General features: G+C 46.0%; 16 protein-coding genes. 1 reads left to right on the top strand and 15 read right to left on the bottom strand.

Features of this window, described 5'->3' with window-relative positions:
* The 9 genes from H8876_RS07740 to acrC form a co-directional block, all read right to left on the bottom strand.
* A partial coding sequence (locus H8876_RS07740; RefSeq protein ID WP_249287258.1) for a hypothetical protein occupies nt 1-331 on the bottom strand: 331 nt, incomplete at its 3' end.
* Between the two features lie 5 nt (nt 332-336).
* Nucleotides 337-1,083: a type II secretion system F family protein gene (locus H8876_RS07735; protein ID WP_249287257.1), complete on the bottom strand. Its 747-nt coding sequence runs from the start codon at nt 1,081-1,083 to the stop codon at nt 337-339.
* A complete protein-coding gene (locus H8876_RS07730; protein WP_249287256.1) occupies nt 1,080-2,369 on the bottom strand; it encodes a CpaF family protein in 1,290 nt (429 codons plus the stop codon). The genes H8876_RS07735 and H8876_RS07730 overlap by 4 nt, the downstream gene beginning before the upstream one ends.
* Before the next feature lie 160 nt (nt 2,370-2,529).
* Entirely contained in the window at nt 2,530-3,399 is an 870-nt protein-coding gene (locus H8876_RS07725; RefSeq protein ID WP_177264892.1) for a MerR family transcriptional regulator, read from the bottom strand.
* 136 nt (nt 3,400-3,535) lie between these two features.
* Nucleotides 3,536-4,390, bottom strand: a complete 855-nt coding sequence (locus H8876_RS10235; protein WP_346727848.1) for a hotdog fold domain-containing protein — start codon at nt 4,388-4,390, stop codon at nt 3,536-3,538.
* 49 nt (nt 4,391-4,439) lie between these two features.
* On the bottom strand, nt 4,440-5,621 hold the full coding sequence (locus H8876_RS07715) for a CaiB/BaiF CoA transferase family protein (protein WP_249287255.1): 1,182 nt from the start codon (nt 5,619-5,621) through the stop codon (nt 4,440-4,442).
* 157 nt (nt 5,622-5,778) lie between these two features.
* Entirely contained in the window at nt 5,779-6,885 is a 1,107-nt protein-coding gene (gene acrA, locus H8876_RS07710; RefSeq protein ID WP_249287254.1) for an acryloyl-CoA reductase electron transfer subunit beta, read from the bottom strand.
* 15 nt (nt 6,886-6,900) lie between these two features.
* Nucleotides 6,901-7,704, bottom strand: coding sequence for an acryloyl-CoA reductase electron transfer subunit gamma (gene acrB / locus H8876_RS07705; RefSeq protein WP_177264308.1), 804 nt, complete (start codon nt 7,702-7,704; stop codon nt 6,901-6,903).
* A 19-nt stretch (nt 7,705-7,723) separates the two neighbouring features.
* Nucleotides 7,724-8,866 (bottom strand): acryloyl-CoA reductase, encoded by a 1,143-nt coding sequence (acrC, locus tag H8876_RS07700; RefSeq protein ID WP_249287253.1) that lies wholly within the window; start codon nt 8,864-8,866, stop codon nt 7,724-7,726.
* Nucleotides 8,867-9,260: 394 nt separating this feature from the next.
* Between acrC and H8876_RS07695 the strand changes: the two genes are divergently transcribed.
* Nucleotides 9,261-10,595 (top strand): threonine/serine exporter family protein, encoded by a 1,335-nt coding sequence (locus tag H8876_RS07695; RefSeq protein ID WP_249287252.1) that lies wholly within the window; start codon nt 9,261-9,263, stop codon nt 10,593-10,595.
* A gap of 82 nt (nt 10,596-10,677) precedes the next feature.
* On the opposite strand, the gene H8876_RS07690 is transcribed toward H8876_RS07695, so the two are convergent.
* From H8876_RS07690 to H8876_RS10345, 6 genes are all read right to left on the bottom strand, one after another.
* On the bottom strand, nt 10,678-11,298 hold the full coding sequence (locus H8876_RS07690; protein WP_177264311.1) for a hypothetical protein: 621 nt from the start codon (nt 11,296-11,298) through the stop codon (nt 10,678-10,680).
* Between the two features lie 140 nt (nt 11,299-11,438).
* The gene (gltA, locus tag H8876_RS07685) at nt 11,439-12,860 is read right to left on the bottom strand and encodes an NADPH-dependent glutamate synthase (RefSeq protein WP_177264312.1); all 1,422 of its coding nucleotides are present in this window, start codon (nt 12,858-12,860) and stop codon (nt 11,439-11,441) included.
* The gene (locus H8876_RS07680; protein ID WP_249287251.1) at nt 12,853-13,701 is read right to left on the bottom strand and encodes a sulfide/dihydroorotate dehydrogenase-like FAD/NAD-binding protein; all 849 of its coding nucleotides are present in this window, start codon (nt 13,699-13,701) and stop codon (nt 12,853-12,855) included. The genes gltA and H8876_RS07680 overlap by 8 nt, the downstream gene beginning before the upstream one ends.
* 18 nt (nt 13,702-13,719) lie before the next feature.
* A complete protein-coding gene (nifJ, locus tag H8876_RS07675) occupies nt 13,720-17,253 on the bottom strand; it encodes a pyruvate:ferredoxin (flavodoxin) oxidoreductase (protein ID WP_283241786.1) in 3,534 nt (1,177 codons plus the stop codon).
* A gap of 4 nt (nt 17,254-17,257) precedes the next feature.
* Entirely contained in the window at nt 17,258-18,574 is a 1,317-nt protein-coding gene (locus H8876_RS07670) for a 4Fe-4S binding protein (RefSeq protein ID WP_249287250.1), read from the bottom strand.
* A gap of 278 nt (nt 18,575-18,852) precedes the next feature.
* The coding region (locus H8876_RS10345) for a cation:proton antiporter regulatory subunit (protein ID WP_417493510.1) at nt 18,853-19,018 on the bottom strand (166 nt) is incomplete at its 5' end.

The raw sequence follows: 19,018 nt of genomic DNA, 5'->3' as shown, positions 1-19,018 counted from the left end.
GCAGTTCCTGTCCGATGCGCTCCTCCTCGCCAGTTTCCTCACTATGTGTCGTTTTTTTAGTTTCTTTTTTCGCCCCATATGGATCCAGCGCAATCGATACTTTCTTTTCGAACGTATTATTCTTCCCCTTGATCGTCACTTGAAAAGCTCCGTGTCCCACTTCCGCACCTTTCTCCGGGCGAACCATATAAATACCTCGCTCTGTCTGAACAAGATCGATCCCCCTGTTTGCAGCTGAAACCGCAAAATCTGTCAATATCAAAACAATTCCTATAACCCCTGTAATCAGGATCCTCTTCCGCGCTTTTTTCTCTAATCCTATTCTGTCCATTGCGCTCATACCTCGATTTCCGAAAGCTTCTCCATCAAGTACATCCCACATGCCACCCCCGCAAGAGCTCCAGTCATGATGATCCTGCCTCCTGCTGTTCGATACAAAGGTTCAATATATGAATATGAAAATACATTCATCATCAACAGCATGGCCAGTGGCATCATGGAAATGATCCTGCCTTCTGTTTTTTTCTGCGCAGTGATCACCTTGATCTCACGTTCAATAGCCATTTTATCTGACAGGATCTCCGATGTATGTCCAATGATTTTCTCAAGATCACCGCCCATGCTTCTGCAGGTTGCATATACCTGCACAAAATTATTGATATCTTCATTTTTACTGCGTGTTGCCAGGTCCTTTAGAAGCACCTTGTCGCTCTCTTTATTTTCTACCAGATTGATCCTCATGTAACGCAGCTCTTTCATGATAGGCTCCTTCGCTTCATACATTACAGCTAGATTCTGCTCCGCCTCTACTAGCGCTTCTCCCATTTGACGTCCGGCCGCAACTGATGCCGACAAGGAATAAAGCAGATCCTTGAACTGTACAGTCAGCAGATTCATCCTTCTTTCTGCAAGCTGTCTTTCCACAAGAGGCTGCAAAAAGTACACCAGGCATCCCGAAACTGCCGAAAGCAGTATACTGTGATAAAACAGATATACCACAAAAAAAACAGTTCCATATCCAGCAAAATAAAATATTCTTTTCTCCCTTCCTGTAAGCTCATATTTGGTATAGTCTTTTATCATGACGTCCGCCCTTCTTTCCAAGTATACGCCTGCGGAAGATGATGTCCTGAAATCATAAGTTTTTCCTGATTCTGCAACGTGTTTCCCGTTGCCCTCAGTGCTCCCGTGATTCCATCTTCTTCCGTCCTGTATTGAAACAGCGGATTCGTCGTGATCACTCCATCTTCCAGCCCTGACAATTCAGCAATTTCCATCACTTTACGGCTTCCATCCTGCATTCTGCTCACATGGATCATGATGTCGATCGCCTCTGTGATCTGATTGCGGATCGCATCTACCGGCACTTCCACTGCCTGCAGGAACATGGCTTCCAGACGTTTCAGCATGCCTTCTATACTATTGGCATGTCCTGTGCTGAGACTGCCGCTATGTCCAGTATTGAGTGCCTGGATCATATCCATCACCTCCTTTCCTCGAACTTCTCCAATTAAAATCCTGTCCGGTCTCATCCTCAAGCTGGCTTTTACCAGCTGAGCCATATCCACTTCCCCCTTTCCTTGTACATTTGCATTTCTGCATTCCAGTCTTACAATATTTTCTACCTGTCTGATCTGCAGTTCTGCAGAATCCTCGATCACGACCACTCGCTCCCCCGAAGGGACAAACTGTGCCAGCACATTGAGCATCGTCGTCTTTCCTGAGGATGTTCCCCCACAGATAAAACAGTTATAGCCTGCTTTCACCAGGACTTTTAAGTATGCTGCGGCTTCTTTTGTAATCGTTTCCTTTTCCACCAGATCTTCCATCGACATGATTTTTTCCGGGAATTTTCGGATAGTCAAGATCGGTCCGTTTAAGGCAATATTCTTATACACAGCATTTACTCTTGATCCGTCGGAAAGCCTCGCATCTACAATAGGATTCAGCTCATTGATCTCACGATGGACTCTTGCCGCGATCCTGCGAATCAGTTCTTCCAGATCTTCTGTGGAATCAAATGCTATCGGCAATCGTTCCAGCTTCCCATTTCGTTCTGCAAAAACATGATCCTTTCCATTCACCATAATTTCGGATATACTTTTATCCTCGATATATGGCTGCAAAATGTCCATTTCCTTTCGCAACGAATAAAAGAGCCTTTCGATCAGACGAATATTATGGTGATGACTGCAGGTTTCTGCTTTCGGACATGAGAAAACATAATTCTCGATTTTCTTCAATGCTTCCTGATCGTCCAGCGTTCCCTCACTATCTGTGATCTGCAAACGGACATCCATCATATACTGCTTTATTTCCTCTTCGCTATACGGAAATTTTTGCCCATACGCTTCTGAATACTTTTCCATACTTTCCATCTTCTTCCTTTCACGGTTATCATACACCTTCTTCCAGTCTTTGGCAACCTTTATCTTCTATTTTCTGTAAATATTTGCAAAACAAGCGCAAAAAAAGAAACATTTGACGATTCTCAAATGTTTCTTAAAACTCTACCGTTACGGAAATGTGCTATTCTTTATTAACCGGGATCAAAATTTTAGTTACATGCTCATTTTCATCCTTCACATCGACAGGCGAAATAATAAATTCTTCTGAAACCGGGCCACTGACTTTATAATTGTTCTGATTGATCCACTGCAATGCTTTGACATAGGTTTTGATAATATCATTATATGGACCAATATGAAAAATCGTGACTGCCATGAATCCGCCAAAATCGCGAACCTTGTCAGAGTCACATTCCTCTACCTGCATCCCGAATTCGATATCGCATGTCTTAGAGAGGAACTGATCCAGCAAATCGGTATGGTATGTTACAATAATAGGTCCGCTGGATTTTAAACCGTGCTCCCGTACTTCATCCCCGATGCCTGCCCAGCGATCCAGGGAAACTTCTTCATTATGATAAGCTTTCATTACTTTTCTGGAGTAGTAAATGTGGATTTTCGGAACCTTCTCGATTTTTATCTCATCAGGGAGAGATCCTGATGCCAGCCTTGGATCATCACGCATACTTATGATCTCGCTGCCTTCCTCCAGCCTGCGAAGAAGAACTTCTCCCTCTCTTTGGGAACGTTCCAGTTCTACGATTTCTTTATGGATATCATCCAACCGTTCCGTAACGCTACCCTTCATAACATCCAGATTATTTGTGGATACGATTTCTTTTATTTCCTTTAAACCGATTCCCAGACAGCGCAGTTTTCTAATAATCAAAATATTAACCATCTGATCCTTGCTGTAATACCGGTATTTGCTTCCTTCTTTTCGGATTTCAGGTACCACAAGAGAAATCTCATCATAGTAACGCAATGTTCTTATCGAAATGTTACAAGTAGAAGCCACTTCACCGATGGAATAATAGTCTGTGCGATTCATCCGTCCCTCCAAAATTCATATAAAATACCGTCATTTTGTTATTATACCACGAATTTCTGCAGAATAAAGAAAAAAATTAAAAAAGAAGAGGATCTTGCGATCCTCTTCCATGGTTTTTACAAAAGTTTTTTATATTCTATTTGTAAGTTTCGAATACAAACTGAACGATTGTGCAGAGCTTCGGTTCAGGCAGTACGTCGATAGAGCTTGGGAATTCCGGATTTTCAGGAAGGTCGATGTACTTGTAGTTTCTTACTTCTACAACAATCTTGTCTCCGATCACCTTGTTGACTCTTGCGTGATATTCGAGGTAGTCACCAGCGAAGCATGGTTCATACAGTCTTACCTTTTCAACCTTAGTGATGTGACCAGTGTTTCCAAATTCTCTAGCCATCAGTCTCTTAGCAGTGTCTTCCATCAGAGTGATATTTCTAGCTCCGTTTACTACGCCACCAAGATAGAATACGTCTCTGTCGGACATTCTGTAACGGAATGTGATATCTTCCGGATGGTCTTTATCAAATCCAACTTCTGGGAAGTCTTCATTGTCAGCCCAAGGTTCAGCAACTGTTCCATCAGGCTGTTCGCCTCTCTGCAGGTGCTTTTTAACAACCAGTCTTACGTTACCAGCACTGCACAGTACCGGTTCGTCAAACCATACCATTTCGCCTGGCAGGCAGTCTTCCTTAGCTTTTCCTTCTCTGTAAGCAGGAGTAGCCAGTTTGAATACTTCGATATGGCAGTCTCTGGATGTGTTTCCGATATGAGTCAGAGTAGCTTTGTACTCCATCATATCTCCTACATATACGTCTTTGTAAACTTCAACTCCGGTATAACCCAGGCAGAGGGATTCATCACCGTCAACGAGGATCATTTCTTCTGTCTCAACGTCTCCGATAAAATCGAACTGTCTTCCTACAGGCACGATACCATCAGGATTGTTAGCATCTGCCGTTGTCATAGTGTAGCTTAAGTACGATACTTTTCTCATTTCTGTATTCCTCCCTTTTAAAAATACTTTTCAATGATATAAAAGTTTTTTATAATACGCCTTCTTCAATGAGAGCCTTTTCTTCTTCTTCAGACAGGCCGAATACTTCACGGTTATGCTGTCCTACTAATGGAGGTGCAGTCTCAACTTCTCCCGGTGTTTCGGAAAGCTTGATAACGCATCCCTGGAAGTACATATCTCCCACTGTCGGATGTTCGCAGTGTACCATCATGTCTCTTGCCTGAATGTGCGGATGCTCGATAGCTTCCTTAACGTTCAGAACCGGACCGCATGGAATACCAGCTTCATCCATGATATCTTCAATTTCACTCTTAGTATAGTCTGCACACCATTCCCTGATCAGGTTCTGCAGATCTGGAATATAGTTGTCACATCTGGAAACGTTATCTTTATATCTCTCGTCTTCCAGCAGTTCCTGATGTCCAATGATATTTGCAAACTTGTTGAACAGCTTGTCGTTACCAACACCTAAAGCTACGAAACCATCTTTACATGCATATACATCGAATGGTGCGATAGACGGGTCAACGTTTCCGTTTCTTTCCGGAATGAATCCGCCCATTGTGTAGTTAACGATAGCGTTTTCCAGTAAGCTGAAGATTACGTCGAACATCGATACATCGATGTGCTGTCCTTCTCCAGTTTTTTCTCTGTGATACAGAGCCATGCCAACACCAACCATCAGGTAGATACCAGCAACGTGGTCTGCAACAGACGGTCCAACCTTAACCGGATCATTTTCTTTAAATCCTGTCAGGTTCAGCATACCGCCCATAGCCTGTGCTACGATATCATAGCAAGGTCTGTGTGTTATTGGTCCATACTGACCAAATCCGGAACCGGATGCGTAAATAATATTAGGATTGATTTTTTTGATTGTATCATAATCGATCTTCAGACGCTCAGTTACGCCGCCTCTGTAGTTTTCGACCAGGACATCTGCATCCTTAACCAGTTCATAGAACATTTCAAGTCCCTTTTCAGACTTTAAATTCAGGGTGCATCCCTTCTTGTTACGGTTTACAAATCCATAGAATCCGGATTCGCCGGACTTTTCATCAATCGGTCCCCAGGAACGAGACTGTTCTCCGCCAACCGGCTCGATTTTAATGACATCTGCACCGTAATCTCCTAAAAACATTGTACAGAACGGACCATTCAGTGCTGTAGTAAGGTCAACTACTTTCAAACCCTCAAAAACTTTTCCCATGTTTCAATTTCCTCCATTGCCTTTTCCATGTTAATTTTTTAACTGTCTCTGCTTACTATATTATATACAGTAAGCAGAGAGTCAATTAAATCTTACTTTAGAAAAACTAAATTCTGTCTAAAACACACGCATACCATTCCGTAGCGTTATTGTTCGCTTATTTGGATTCTCTAGCTGCCTTGATTGCATCGATCATCAGTGGTACTACCTTGAAGAGGTCTCCAGTGATACCATAGTCAGCAATTTCGAAGATCGGAGCTGTCTCATCTTTGTTAACTGCAATGATCAGCTCGGAATCCTGCATTCCTGCCTTATGCTGGATCGCTCCGGAAATACCTAAAGCAACGTATACTTTCGGGTGTACTGTCTTACCAGTCTGTCCAACCTGGTGGTCAGCGGAAAGCCAGCCGGAGTCGATGGTAACTCTGGATCCGCCAACTACGCCGCCGCCAAAAGCGTCAGCCAGCTGACCAGCCAGTTCAATACCCTTCTGGATATCTTTACCGATACCACGACCTACAGATACGATAACATCTGCACCGATCAGGTCTACGATCTGCTTAGCTTCTTTTACAACGTCCAGTACCTGAGTCTTGATGTCATCCTTAGCCAGAGCTACAGGATACTTTTCAACAACACAAGCGTCTGCTCTTTCCTGAGAGAAAGGAGCCTTCTTCATAACGCCCGGACGAACTGTAGACATGCAAGGACGGAATCTCGGGCAAATGATTGTTGCCATCAGATGTCCACCGAAAGCAGGTCTTGTCATCTTCAGGTTAACGTCTTCCATATCAAACTTCGTATTGGAAAGATCCAGTGTGGAGGAAGTTTCCAGGAAGTTTACGTACTTATCCATATCGATATCGAGGTGAGTACAGTCAGCAGTCAGACCAGTGTTCAGTCTTGCTGCGCATCTAGGACCCAGGTCACGACCGATGTTGGAAGCTCCCAGCAGGATTACTTCCGGTTTTAAATCCATAGCTGCATCACAGATCACCTTTGTGTATGCATCTGTTGTGTATACTTCCAGTTCAGGATCATCGCATACGATTACTTTATCAGCACCGTATCCGCCCAGTTCCTTTGCCAGTCCTTCTACGTTATGTCCGAGCAGGATACCTACCAGCTGAGAACCTCTTTCATCGGCTAACTTTCTGCCTTCAGAAATCAGCTCGAAGTCAGTGTTCATCAGTTCGCCGTTTCTCTGTTCGCAAAATACCCAAATATCTTTAAAAGCATTTATATCTGCACTATTGAAAGCCATTGTTCTCTCCTTTCCTTAAATAACATGTTTCTCTAATAAAATGTTTGCCAGTGTTTCAGCAGTGTTCTTGTCAGCTCCTTCAAGCATAGTTCCAACACCCTTCTGTGGAGGTGTGAAGGACTTGAAGATGTTTGTCGGAGATCCCTTCAGACCGATCTTATCCAGTTCGATCAGCGGTTCGTCCTTCAGAGCTTCGAAGTCGAGAACAAGATATGGCTTTTCGTAGCAGTGGTTGATACCATTGAGAGTCATGTATCTTGCCTTGCTGTCCTGATCGCTGATGCATGTGATCAGGCAAGGAGTCTGTACCTTGATCTTCATGTATCCGTCTTCCAGCATACGCTTTACAGTAACTTCGTTTCCTTCTTTTACGATTTCTGCAGCATAGGAAATCTGCGGCAGTCCCAGCTTTTCAGCGATCTGCGGACCAACCTGAGCAGTATCTCCGTCGATAGCCTGTCTTCCGCAGAAGATCATATCTTCGTCAGAGTATCCAACGTGGTTGATTGCAGCGGAGATGATCTGGGAAGTAGCGAATGTATCGGATCCGCCGAACTCTCTTGCGGAGATCAGGATCGCATCGTCAGCACCCATTGCCAGCAGTTCTCTCAGCATTCCTTCTGCAGGAGGAGGTCCCATTGTTACGGCTGTAACCTGACATCCTGTATTATCTTTTAATACCAGCGCCTGTTCCATAGCGATCAGGTCATCCGGGTTGATGATCGTCTGCATGGAAGCTCTATTTAATGTTCCGTCCGGATTTACTGCTACAACACCGGAAGTATCCGGAACCTGTTTTACACAAACAAAAATTCTCATTCGAATACACTCCTTTCGACTACTTCATTACCGCTCTTGCAATTACAACTTTATGGATTTCTGAAGTTCCTTCATAGATTTCAGTCAGCTTAGCATCTCTGTACATACGTTCCAGAGGGTAATCCTTCATGTATCCATATCCACCGTGGATCTGCAGAGCCAGGTTCGTAACGAATCTTGCGTTTTCTGCAGCGTTCAGCTTGCACATAGCAGCTTCTTTTGAGAAAGGCTTTCCAGCATCAGCCAGATAAGATGCCTCGTAAACCAGTGCTTTTGCAGCTTCTGTCTTTGTTGCCATTTCAGCGATGTACCACTGCAGACCCTGCAGTACGCCGATTGGCTTGCCGAACTGTACACGTTCGCCCATGTACTTAACGGACATTTCAATTGCAGCTTCAGCAACACCGTTAGCCTGAGCACCAACGCCAACTCTTGCAGCGTCAAGAGCCATCATTGCGATTTTGAAGCCCTTGTTCTTTTTACCCAGCATGTTAGCAGCCGGAACTCTGCAGTCTTCGAATACCAGCTCAGCTGTTTCGGATCCTGCCAGACCCATCTTGTCTTCGATCTTACCGGAGGAGAATCCAGGCATTCCTTTTTCTACGATGAATGCGGACATACCTCTTGTTCCCAGCTTCGGTTCTGTCATAGCGAAGATAACCAGAACTCCAGCACGAGCACCACCAGTGATGAAGCACTTTGTTCCGTTTAAGATATATTCATCTGTAGCTTCGTCATATACTGCAACAGTCTTAACGCCTGCAGCGTCAGATCCTGCGTTTGGTTCTGTCAGTGCGAATGCACCCAGTTCACCGCCCTTAGTCAGTCTCGGCAGATATTTTTCCTTCTGTTCTTTCGTACCGAAGTCTAAGATAGCGTGCGGTGCGATGAGGTGAATGGAAAGAGTTGCTGCGGAAGACATACACTTCTTAGCGAATTCAGAAACAGCGATAACCTTTTCCAGCATACCGCCACCGGATCCACCAAACTCTTCCGGAACTCCGATTCCTGTAAAGCCAACTTTGGCCATTTTTGCGAAATTTTCAGTTGGAAATCTGTGTTCAGCGTCAATTTCCGCTGCTACCGGCTCCAGTTCTTCTTCTGCGAACTGTGCTGCCAGCTTTTTTAACATTTCCTGTTCTTTAGTTAACGAAAAGTCCATATTTTTCATCCTTTCTTTAAATATTGTACGAAAAAGCATTTTCATTCAATAATAGTTATAACTCCTATAGTCGCTGTAAAGTCAAGCTGGATTCCTTTTTTTATCGTTACATATTTCACATTTCACCGAAAAAGCCTACCCTAACGTTAGTGTTGTTGTGACGAGCCATTTTTTCCTCTGAACACGGTATATTCCCCGAAAATCTCCCATTCCTATCAGAAACCCTAAAAAAGTGCAATTCCTTCTTCTTACAGTTTTTTCAGAAAAATTCCTCTATTTCCCGTTCCGCCACGTTACATTTTTCACCGTATTTTTTACAAAAAGTAACGATTTTCTTCACCTTGACTTTTTCCCAATTCCTAATATACTAAAATTGCACAAAGGGGGAATTTTTATGAAACATTCACAGCATACTGAATTGATTCACAATCATATGGCAATTCCATGGCATCATCTCTGCAAGGAAGAAAACCCGCCTATCACAGAAGCAGCACTGCCGGAAAAAGCCTCTATCATAGGGCGTACCGGTCTGATGCTGCTGTCCTGCGGCACGGGAGCATGGCGCGTTCGCAGCTCCATGAACACGCTGGCCAGAACTATGGGGATCACCTGCACCGCCGACGTCGGACTTGTCTCCATCGAATATACCTGCATTGATAAAACAGAAACATTTTCTCAGTCTCTCTGTCTGACGACCACCGGGGTCAATACTGCAAAACTCTCTGAACTGGAAAACTTCGTTCTGGACTTTCCTGCAAAGCATGCTTCAAAAACCAGCAAACACCTGCACAAGTTTCTAGACCATATCGAACAGCGTCCCGGTCATTATACACCGCCTGCCTTAGGACTGGCTTCCGCAGTAGCCTGCTGTGCCTTCACGTTCCTGCTGGGCGGAGGTCCTCTGGAAATGCTCTGTGCCTTTTTCGGCGCCGGGATCGGCAACTGGCTGCGTGCCACCCTGACAAAAAAAGGCTTTACACTGCTTCTCTGTGTTGCCAGCAGCGTAGCGCTGGCCTGTATGGGTTACGCTGCCCTTTTAAAAGGTCTGGAACTGGCCTTCCACGTTTCCAGCGCGCATCAGGCAGGATATATCTGCGCCATGCTGTTTATTATTCCCGGATTTCCGTTCATTACAAGCGGTATCGACCTGGCAAAACTCGATATGCGTTCCGGTCTGGAACGTCTCGCCTATTCGCTGATCATCGTTATCGTTGCTGCGCTGGTAGCCTGGGGGATGGCACTCCTGCTTCACCTGAAGCCATCGGATTTTCTACCTCTCGGTCTGTCCAATACCACAATGCTGCTGCTCCGCCTGGCGGCAAGCTTCTGCGGCGTATTCGGGTTTTCCATCATGTTCAACAGCCCCTATAAACTGGCGACCCTGGCCGGCGTCATCGGCGCCATCGCTAACACCCTCCGCCTGGAGCTTGTAGATCTGGCTTCCTGTCCTCCATCAATAGCCGCTTTCGCAGGAGCTCTTACCGCAGGTATGCTGGCATCTCTTTCAAAGGGCAAAATCGGATATTCTCGTATATCTATTACTGTTCCTGCTATCGTGATCATGGTTCCCGGATTATATCTGTACCGTGCTACATATAACATGGGGGTCGTCTCCCTCAGCAGCGGCGCATACTGGATGACAGAAGCTATGCTCATTATCCTAGCGCTTCCGCTGGGTTTGATCTTCGCCCGTATCCTCACTGATAGAACCTTTCGCCATTCCATCTAAGCTGATCCATATAGTATAAAATACGGCAAAAGCATATCCTGCCCTTGCCGTATTTTTAATTCTCGTTTATTCTGATCGTTTTTTATTTAAAGTGGAATGTCACGATCCCGCCTTTGTGGTCATAGCCTGTATCCCACAACCTTCCCAGATCCATCCAGTGGGCTTTGCCGTATGTTGCCGCCTTTATTTTAAAGGTATCCGCTGTTTCTTCATAGCCATTTACCAAAAACCAGTGCCATTGAAAAAAGTCGAATTCTTTATCTCTGTGTTTCAGCATCAGATATGCTACCGGGATTTCTTCATCGATGCTGGTCCGGATAGTATCACGTGCCGTTTCATAAGACTCGCTTCCTTCCAGTCCATTCAGATAAAGATCTGTGACATCGGTATCTTCCAGATACAGGTTCACCCCATCCATATAAGTCTGAAGATCTTTGATCCCGGTACGCCGCGGCTCCAGATACAGCTTGACCGACATAGCAAACCGTGAATAAGTCTGACGTGTCATTACTTTTTTCTCAGGGTTCTTAAAATGATAAAGATCATCTCTGTCCCTGTACAGCGAAAAATCAATGAACGCATCACAAGTTGTCAGTGCTGCGCAGCCACCCAGATGCATCCAGGGATCCATCATCCAGTTCTGGTTGCTTCCATATGATTTGCCCATTGTAAAATGAGGCAGCTCTACCTTTTTTATATTCAATGAATTTCTTTCCTTTCCATCAGCTTCACATATTCTTTGCACAAAATTTTATCAGATTTTCCTGCAAAGCACAAGAGAGACACCCGAAGCTTTTCCAAACTTCGGGTGTCTCTGCTCTTGTTTCTCTATCTAATCAAAGGCTACTTTTCACTTAAGTACTGATCGATGCTGGCCGCAGCTGTTTTCCCTGCACCCATAGCCAGAATAACCGTTGCTGCGCCTGTCACGGCATCTCCGCCTGCAAACACGCCTTCCCGACTGGTTGCCGCGCCTTCATCTGTACCGATTCCGCCGCGTTCGTTCGGTTCCAGTTTATCTGTTGTCTCTACGATCAGCTTGTTCAGCTTTGTACCGATCGCCATGATAACACAATCTACATCCAGTACGAAGTTAGATCCTTCAATGGCAACCGGACGTCTTCTTCCGGAAGCATCTGGCTCGCCCAGTTCCATCTTGACGCATTCCAGCCCTGTTACATAGCCATTCTCATCACCGATGACTTTGACTGGATTGCGAAGCAGCTGAAAGTCGATCCCTTCTTCGATAGCATGATGGATCTCTTCGGAACGTGCCGGGATCTCTTCCATAGACCGACGATATACGATGTATACATTCTCTGCACCCATACGTTTCGCACACCGTGCTGCATCCATGGCAACGTTTCCGCCACCGACTACCGCAATGTTTTTTGCTTTCTGAACCGGAGTATCGTACTCAGGGAGATATCCCTTCATCAGATTGATCCTCGTCAGATATTCATTGGCAGAGCATACACCCAGCAGATTCTCACCAGGAATATTCATAAAGGACGGAAGTCCTGCACCTGTTCCAACGAATACTGCCTTATATCCGTCATCCATAAGATCATCCACCGTCTCAGCTTTACCGATGATCGCATTAGTCACAAAAGTCACACCGCGTTTTTCCAGCTTTTCCACTTCTGCTGCTACGATGCTCTTCGGCAGACGAAATTCCGGAATACCGTAAGCCAGTACACCACCCGGTTTATGCAGGCTTTCAAAGACTGTTACATCATAGCCCTTTGCTGCCAGGTCACCGGCACATGCAAGTCCTGCCGGACCTGCTCCTACAACAGCCACCTTGGAGCCAGCAGGAAGTTCTGCAGCTTCGGAGTTTTCCGTTTCATCCTTTGCCGCATCTGCTTCCAGCTCTTCAGCATGAGCTGCATGCCAGTCTGCGACAAAGCGTTCCAAACGACCGATTCCAACCGGTTCGCCTTTTTTCCCACGTACGCAGTATTTCTCACACTGATTTTCCTGCGGGCAAACTCTACCGCATACACGCGGCAGAGAACTTGTCGCACTGATCACCTGATAAGCACCTTCAAAGTCGCCCTCTGTAATCTTTGCAATGAATTCCGGGATCCGGACCATGACCGGACATCCATGTGTACATGGCTTTTCCCGACAGTTGAGACAGCGCATCGCTTCGTTGATAGCCATCTGTGGAGTATATCCCTCTGAGACTTCTTCAAAATTATGATTTCTAATATCTGGTGCCTGTTCCGGCATCGGATTCTTCTTCACTTTCAGATTAATCATAATAACGTACACCTCCTGTCAGACGGCAGATATGTTTCGCATCTTCCTGTTCCTGATCTTTGTAGAATGAATTCCGCCGAATCAGTTCATCCCAGTCAACCAGGCTTCCGTCAAATTCCGGTCCATCAACACAGACAAACTTGTTCTCTCCACCGATGACACAGCGGCAGCCGCCACACATTCCCGTACCATCGATCATGTATGCGGTCAGGGATGCTACCGACGGGATCCCGTACTCTTCTGCGATCTTGCAAACAAATTTCATCATCACCGGAGGTCCCACTGCAACGATCTCATCGTATTCGTTTCCTGCTTCGATCAGTTCCTTCAGTTTATCCGTAGTAAAACCCTTTTCTCCATAGCTGCCATCATCTGTCGTCAGGAACAGACGATCCGTTCCCGCCTTGAACTCATCTTCCAGGATCACCATTTCCTTGTTTTTAAATCCAGCGATCATATCCACATGGATACCTTCTTTATGCATACCGGTTGCCAGCGGATATGCCAGGGCATTACCTGTACCGCCGCCAACTACAGCAACGCGCTTAAGACCTTCCATATGCGTAGGCTTGCCGAGAGGTCCCACTACATCCAGCAGGTAGTCTCCTTCCTCCAGCTGATCCATCAGCATAGTTGTTCTTCCAACTGCTGCATAAATCAAATCGATCGTTCCTTTTTCTGCATCATGTCCTGCCATCGTAAGGGGGATCCTCTCTCCATACTCATCGGTACGCAGGATGATAAACTGTCCCGGTCTGGCTTTTTTAGCCACCAGCGGTGCATCGATCACAAGCCATGTCATCGTAGGATTTAAACGTCTTTTGCTCAAAATCTTAAACATCTATGTACACCCCCTTCTCTATACTTCATCGAGACTTTTCTGTTGTCTCTTGAGTTTTCTGTATCTTCCCAGAGCCTCTTCTTCTGCGATATGGAACAATTTTTCTGCACGCTCCTCATTTTTCAGCTTCAGGGAACTGTAACGAACTTCATTCATGATAAAGTCATTATAGCTTTCTGTTGGAGGCGCACTGTCAACGCTGAGCGGATTCTTCTTCTCTGCAACCAGAGCCGGGTTGTATCTCAGCAGATTCCAGTATCCAGCTCTTACTGCCTTTTTCATTTCCTGCATAGCGTGGCTCATACCACCCTTTACGCCATGGTTGATGCAAGGTGCATATGCGATGATCAGGGATGGTCCATCGTAGCTTTCTGCTTCACGCATTGCCTTAAGCGTCTGTGCAGGGTTTGCACCCATTGCGACCTGAGCTACATAAACGTAACCGTAAGCCATAACTATTTCAGCCAGATCCTTTTTCTTGATCCGCTTTCCGCCTGCCGCAAACTGTGCTACCGCACCTGTCGGAGTAGACTTGGATGCCTGACCGCCTGTATTGGAATATACTTCCGTATCGAACACCAGTACATTTACATTTTCACCCGATGCCAGCACGTGATCAAGGCCGCCGTAACCGATATCGTAAGCCCATCCGTCTCCACCAAATATCCACATGGACGGTTTCGCCAGCATATCTTTGTGATCTACTACGTATTTTGCATCCTCTGATGTTTCTGCAAAGCCTTCACAGGCAGCTGCCAGCTTTTCTCCCGCTTCCGCGGAGCCCTTTGCATCATCCATCGCTGCAAGCCATGCTTTTGCAGCATCACTGCAAACCCCAGACTCAGCTAAACGCTGTGCGCAGGACTTAAGTTCCTGACGTCTGGCCTTAACTGCGATAGTCATGCCATATCCGAATTCAGCATTATCTTCAAACAGGGAGTTAGACCATGCCGGACCTTTTCCTTCTTTGTTCACAGTATACGGTGTGCTCGGCGCACTGCAGCCCCAAATCGAGGAGCAGCCCGTCGCATTAGCGATAAACATCCGATCGCCAAACAACTGTGTTACCAGCTTTGCATAAGGAGTTTCGCCGCATCCCGGACAAGCACCGGAGAACTCGAGCAGAGGCTGACGGAACTGAGATCCGCGAACGGAATCCGGCTGTGCTAAAGCCTTATCTTCCTCTGTATTAGCAAAGAGATAATCATATCCAGCCTGTGCCTGATCCATATGATCTTCTGCCAGAACCATTTCCAGAGCTTTGTTTCTTGCCGGACAAACTTCTACACAGGAACCGCATCCAGTACAGTCATAAGCGGAAACGGCGATCGTAAAGCGCTTGGTGTTATCGCCCTTAAGAGGTACGCTTGCTGCACCAGCTTCTTCCGCCTGCTGCTCTGTAACAGCGAACGGACGGATAACAGCGTGCGGACAAACGTAGGAGCACCAGTTGCACTGCATACACTTGTCTGGATCCCACTTCGGAATATCTACTGCGATACCGCGCTTTTCATATGCAGCAGTACCAGATGGAATCGATCCATTCGCATTATCTACGAAGACCGAAACCGGAACGGCGTCGCCTTCCATCGCATTAGTTGGTTTCAAAATCTTATTGATGTAATTCGTCTGTACTTCATTGCGTCCTTCCGCAGCAGGAACTGTAAATTCACCCGTTGCATCAGCCCATGAAGCCGGTACATCCACTTTATGTACACTTTTTACTCCGGCATCGACTGCGTCGCAGTTCATATTAACGATCCGCTCGCCCTTTCTGCCGTAAGTTTTCTTGATTGCAGCCTTCATATGCTGAACAGCATCTTCGATCGGAAGAATATTGATCAGCTTGAAGAAAGCAGCCTGCAAAACAGTATTGGTGCGTCCACGCAGACCCAGACTTCTGGCAATAGATACTGCATCGCAAGTGTAGAACTGGATATTATTCTGCGCAATAAACCGTTTTACATTGTCCGGAAGCTTTTCATCCAGCTGGTCATCACTCCAGGAACAGTTGAGCAGGAAAGTTCCACCCGGCTTTACATCTTCTACCATCTTATATTTATGGAGATAAGACGGATTGTGACATGCTACGAAATCTGCCTGTTTTACATAGTAGGAAGACTTGATTTCCTCATCTCCGAACCGCAGGTGGCTGATAGTGATACCACCGGATTTTTTCGAGTCGTACTGGAAGTACGCCTGTGCATATTTATCCGTATTGTCACCGATGATCTTGACACTGTTCTTATTCGCACCAACAGTACCGTCAGATCCCAGTCCCCAGAATTTGCAGGAAACCTGGCTTGCAGGTTCGCTGTACGGCATCTCGCTTGGAGGAAGCGAAAGTCCTGTTACGTCATCTGTAATAGAAATAGTGAATTCCTTCTTCGGATGATCGGACCAGAGATTTTCATAAACTGCCAGCAGATCCTGTGGCTGTGTATCTTTCGAGCCCAGTCCGTAACGGCCTCCCGTTACCAGAACGTCGTTGAATTTGCTGTCCTTAATAGCTGCTGTAACATCAAGCAGAAGCGGTTCGCCCATAGAACCAGGTTCCTTGGTACGATCCAGCACTGCGATTCTCTTTACTGTGTCAGGCAGTGCTTCCAGGAAGTACTTTCTGGAAAACGGACGATACAGACGAACAACGACCAGACCGGTTTTCTTGCCGTTGGCATTTGCGTAATCGATAGCTTCTTCTATGGCATCGCATACAGACCCCATTGCTACAATGACTTCTTCTGCATCTTCAGCACCGTAATAGTTAAATGGTTTATAGTGCGGAGTTTTTCCCGTTTTTTCACTTACCATATCCATGTATTTCGCTACGATTTCTACGGTGTCATCATAGTTTTTATTACATGCTTCTCTATGCTGGAAAAAGGTTTCCGGCTGTTCTGCCGAACCCATGCTGTGCGGATGATTCGGGTTGAGCGCATTCTCACGGAAACGCTTTACTGCATCCCAGTCCACCATGCTCCGCAGTTCATCGTAATCCCACACGCTGATTTTCTGCTGTTCATGGCTGGTACGGAATCCGTCGAAGAAATGCATTACCGGCACCTTGCCTGCGATGGCAGAAAGGTGCGCAACAGCGCCCAGATCCATGACTTCCTGCACATCAGAGGAACAGAGCATTGCAAACCCTGTCTGTCTGCATGCCATAACATCGGAGTGATCTCCGAAAATAGAAAGTGCGTGTGTAGAAATCGCTCTCGCTGCAACGTGCATTACAGTTGGAGTTTCCTCTGCCGCCAGTTTGTACATATTCGGGATCATCAGAAGGAGTCCCTGGGAAGCGGTAAATGTACTGGTGTACGCACCCGCAGTAATCGCTCCGTGTACTGCTCCTGCAGCACCGCCTTCTGACTGCATCTCTACTACTTTAACTTCTTCGCCAAAGATATTTTTCTTTTCTTTGCTTGCCCATTCATCTACATTTTCCGCCATAACAGAAGATGGAGTGATCGGATAAATGGCTGCCACTTCGGAAAAAGCATAGGCAACATGTGCTGCAGCCGTGTTGCCATCCATGGTTTTCTTTGCTCTCATGATCTTATCCCCTTTCTTCCATATCTAATTTCATTGCTTCCTGCTGGAGATAAATGTATTCCGGAACAACGCGTTCCTGAATCAGTCCTCTGGAACATACATAGGTACAGATTCCACAGTTCTGACATTTCTTATGATCGATCACAGGGTGTCCGTCTGTCATTGTGATCGCATCACTTGGACAGTTGTCTGCACAGTCTCCACAACCTATGCAGCCCATACCGCACACTTCCATTCTCTTATCTGGTTCTGCCTCCGATTCACAGGCTGCCTGTTTTACACCGAGATATGGAACCATCTGGATCTTGCCTCTAGGACACGCACGGAAACAGTCTCCGCAGCCTACACACTTGGAGTCATCCACCTTTGCAACACCATATTCATTGGAAATCGCTCCATAACGGCAGGCTTTCACACAGTCACCCATACCGGTACAGCTATATGTACAAGCTCCGATTTCATCCAGATCGATTTTTCCGTCTGCAGCATCTTTTACGATATCACTGCATCTGGTGTATCCCAGATCTTCCAGCTTCTTATGTCCCCATGCACCTCCGGCGCATTTCACAAAAGCAACATCCTCTTTCAGCTTAGTAAGATCGTGCAGAGTATCTACAATGATCTTCTTTCTGCATTTTACAGTGCAGGTCACACAGCCTTCACATTTGCTGTAATCGATCTTCGCATATCTGCCATCGATTTTATCTCCTACCACCATCTCAATGGCATCGTTCGGGCATGCCAGTGCGCAGTCTCCACATCCGATACATCCATATCCGCAAGCCTGCAGAGTATCCTGTTCATTATCCTTGGATGAGCATGGAATGAAATTAGTTGCCTCTCTCGGTATCATCTCAATGATGTGCTGCGGACAAATATCTATGCAGGCCATGCAGCCTGTACATTTATCCCGATCGATCACAAGCTGACCGTCTTCCAGGTGCATCGCATCAAATTTACAGCGTTCGATACAACTTCCGATACCCATGCATCCCCACTGGCATTCACCATCCAGGAATCCACACTCTTTCGCCTTCTGGCAAGACTCCATTCCTTGGAATCTTTTCTTGCCGGCAGCATCCCCTGCACATTTCAAGAATGCCACCTGGTCACAGGCCTCAACAGGTTCTCTGCCCAGTTCTTCTGAAATGCTGCGAACAGCATCAGAATCACAGGCCGGACATAATGCTGCAGATTTCCCCTCTGCGATCGCCTGGGCACAGGCTTCACAGGTCGGATATCCGCATCCGCCAAATCCACCGCAGTCTACACCTGGCAGAAGCGAAAGGATTCGAAGAGCTGTTCCTTTTACCTTACTCATTTCCTTACCTCCAATCATATTTGAAACAAGAGAACTATTTTATTTACAGTACTCGGTATAATTAATAATGTATGATGTATACAGTATTCTCTACACTTTAAAAAAATTTTTCCTTTCACCCGTATTCTAACACCCAGGGTCTTGTCTTTCAACACTAGATTTTTTGAAATTTTGTTTTTTTTCAGACACATGCCGATTTTTCCTATCCAACGGCTACTTGGAAGCGTTATTTTGCAAAAAGACCTCGCATCTCAATGTTTTGCGAGGTCTTGTTTTTCCTATTTGTCTTTTAGTATTCCACCCTTGATCAGGGAGTCCGCCATACGCTGACTCCCCAGCACCCAGATGATATCTCCCTTTTGGATCATTGTTTCAACATCCGGGTTTGGAATCGGAAGGTTATCTCTCTCGATCCCGATCACTGTTCCACGATATCGTTCACGG

Origin of the sequence: Lentihominibacter faecis (assembly GCF_014306095.1) — a bacterium.
Lineage (GTDB): Bacteria > Bacillota > Clostridia > Peptostreptococcales > Anaerovoracaceae > Lentihominibacter > Lentihominibacter faecis.
The sequence above is the reverse complement of the archived record's forward strand: the minus strand, read 5'-3'. Positions and strand labels throughout refer to the sequence as shown.

Bases quoted from the DNA above. Each gene is read 5' to 3' on its own strand.
- H8876_RS07735 (WP_249287257.1), bottom strand. From the start codon at position 1,083: ATGATAAAAGACTATACCAAATATGAGCTTACAGGAAGGGAGAAAAGA.
- H8876_RS07730 (WP_249287256.1), bottom strand. From the start codon at position 2,369: ATGGAAAAGTATTCAGAAGCGTATGGGCAAAAATTTCCGTATAGCGAA.
- H8876_RS07725 (WP_177264892.1), bottom strand. From the start codon at position 3,399: ATGAATCGCACAGACTATTATTCCATCGGTGAAGTGGCTTCTACTTGT.
- H8876_RS10235 (WP_346727848.1), bottom strand. From the start codon at position 4,390: ATGAGAAAAGTATCGTACTTAAGCTACACTATGACAACGGCAGATGCT.
- H8876_RS07715 (WP_249287255.1), bottom strand. From the start codon at position 5,621: ATGGGAAAAGTTTTTGAGGGTTTGAAAGTAGTTGACCTTACTACAGCA.
- acrA (WP_249287254.1), bottom strand. From the start codon at position 6,885: ATGGCTTTCAATAGTGCAGATATAAATGCTTTTAAAGATATTTGGGTA.
- acrB (WP_177264308.1), bottom strand. From the start codon at position 7,704: ATGAGAATTTTTGTTTGTGTAAAACAGGTTCCGGATACTTCCGGTGTT.
- acrC (WP_249287253.1), bottom strand. From the start codon at position 8,866: ATGGACTTTTCGTTAACTAAAGAACAGGAAATGTTAAAAAAGCTGGCA.
- H8876_RS07695 (WP_249287252.1), top strand. From the start codon at position 9,261: ATGAAACATTCACAGCATACTGAATTGATTCACAATCATATGGCAATT.
- gltA (WP_177264312.1), bottom strand. From the start codon at position 12,860: ATGATTAATCTGAAAGTGAAGAAGAATCCGATGCCGGAACAGGCACCA.
- H8876_RS07680 (WP_249287251.1), bottom strand. From the start codon at position 13,701: ATGTTTAAGATTTTGAGCAAAAGACGTTTAAATCCTACGATGACATGG.
- nifJ (WP_283241786.1), bottom strand. From the start codon at position 17,253: ATGAGAGCAAAGAAAACCATGGATGGCAACACGGCTGCAGCACATGTT.
- H8876_RS07670 (WP_249287250.1), bottom strand. From the start codon at position 18,574: ATGAGTAAGGTAAAAGGAACAGCTCTTCGAATCCTTTCGCTTCTGCCA.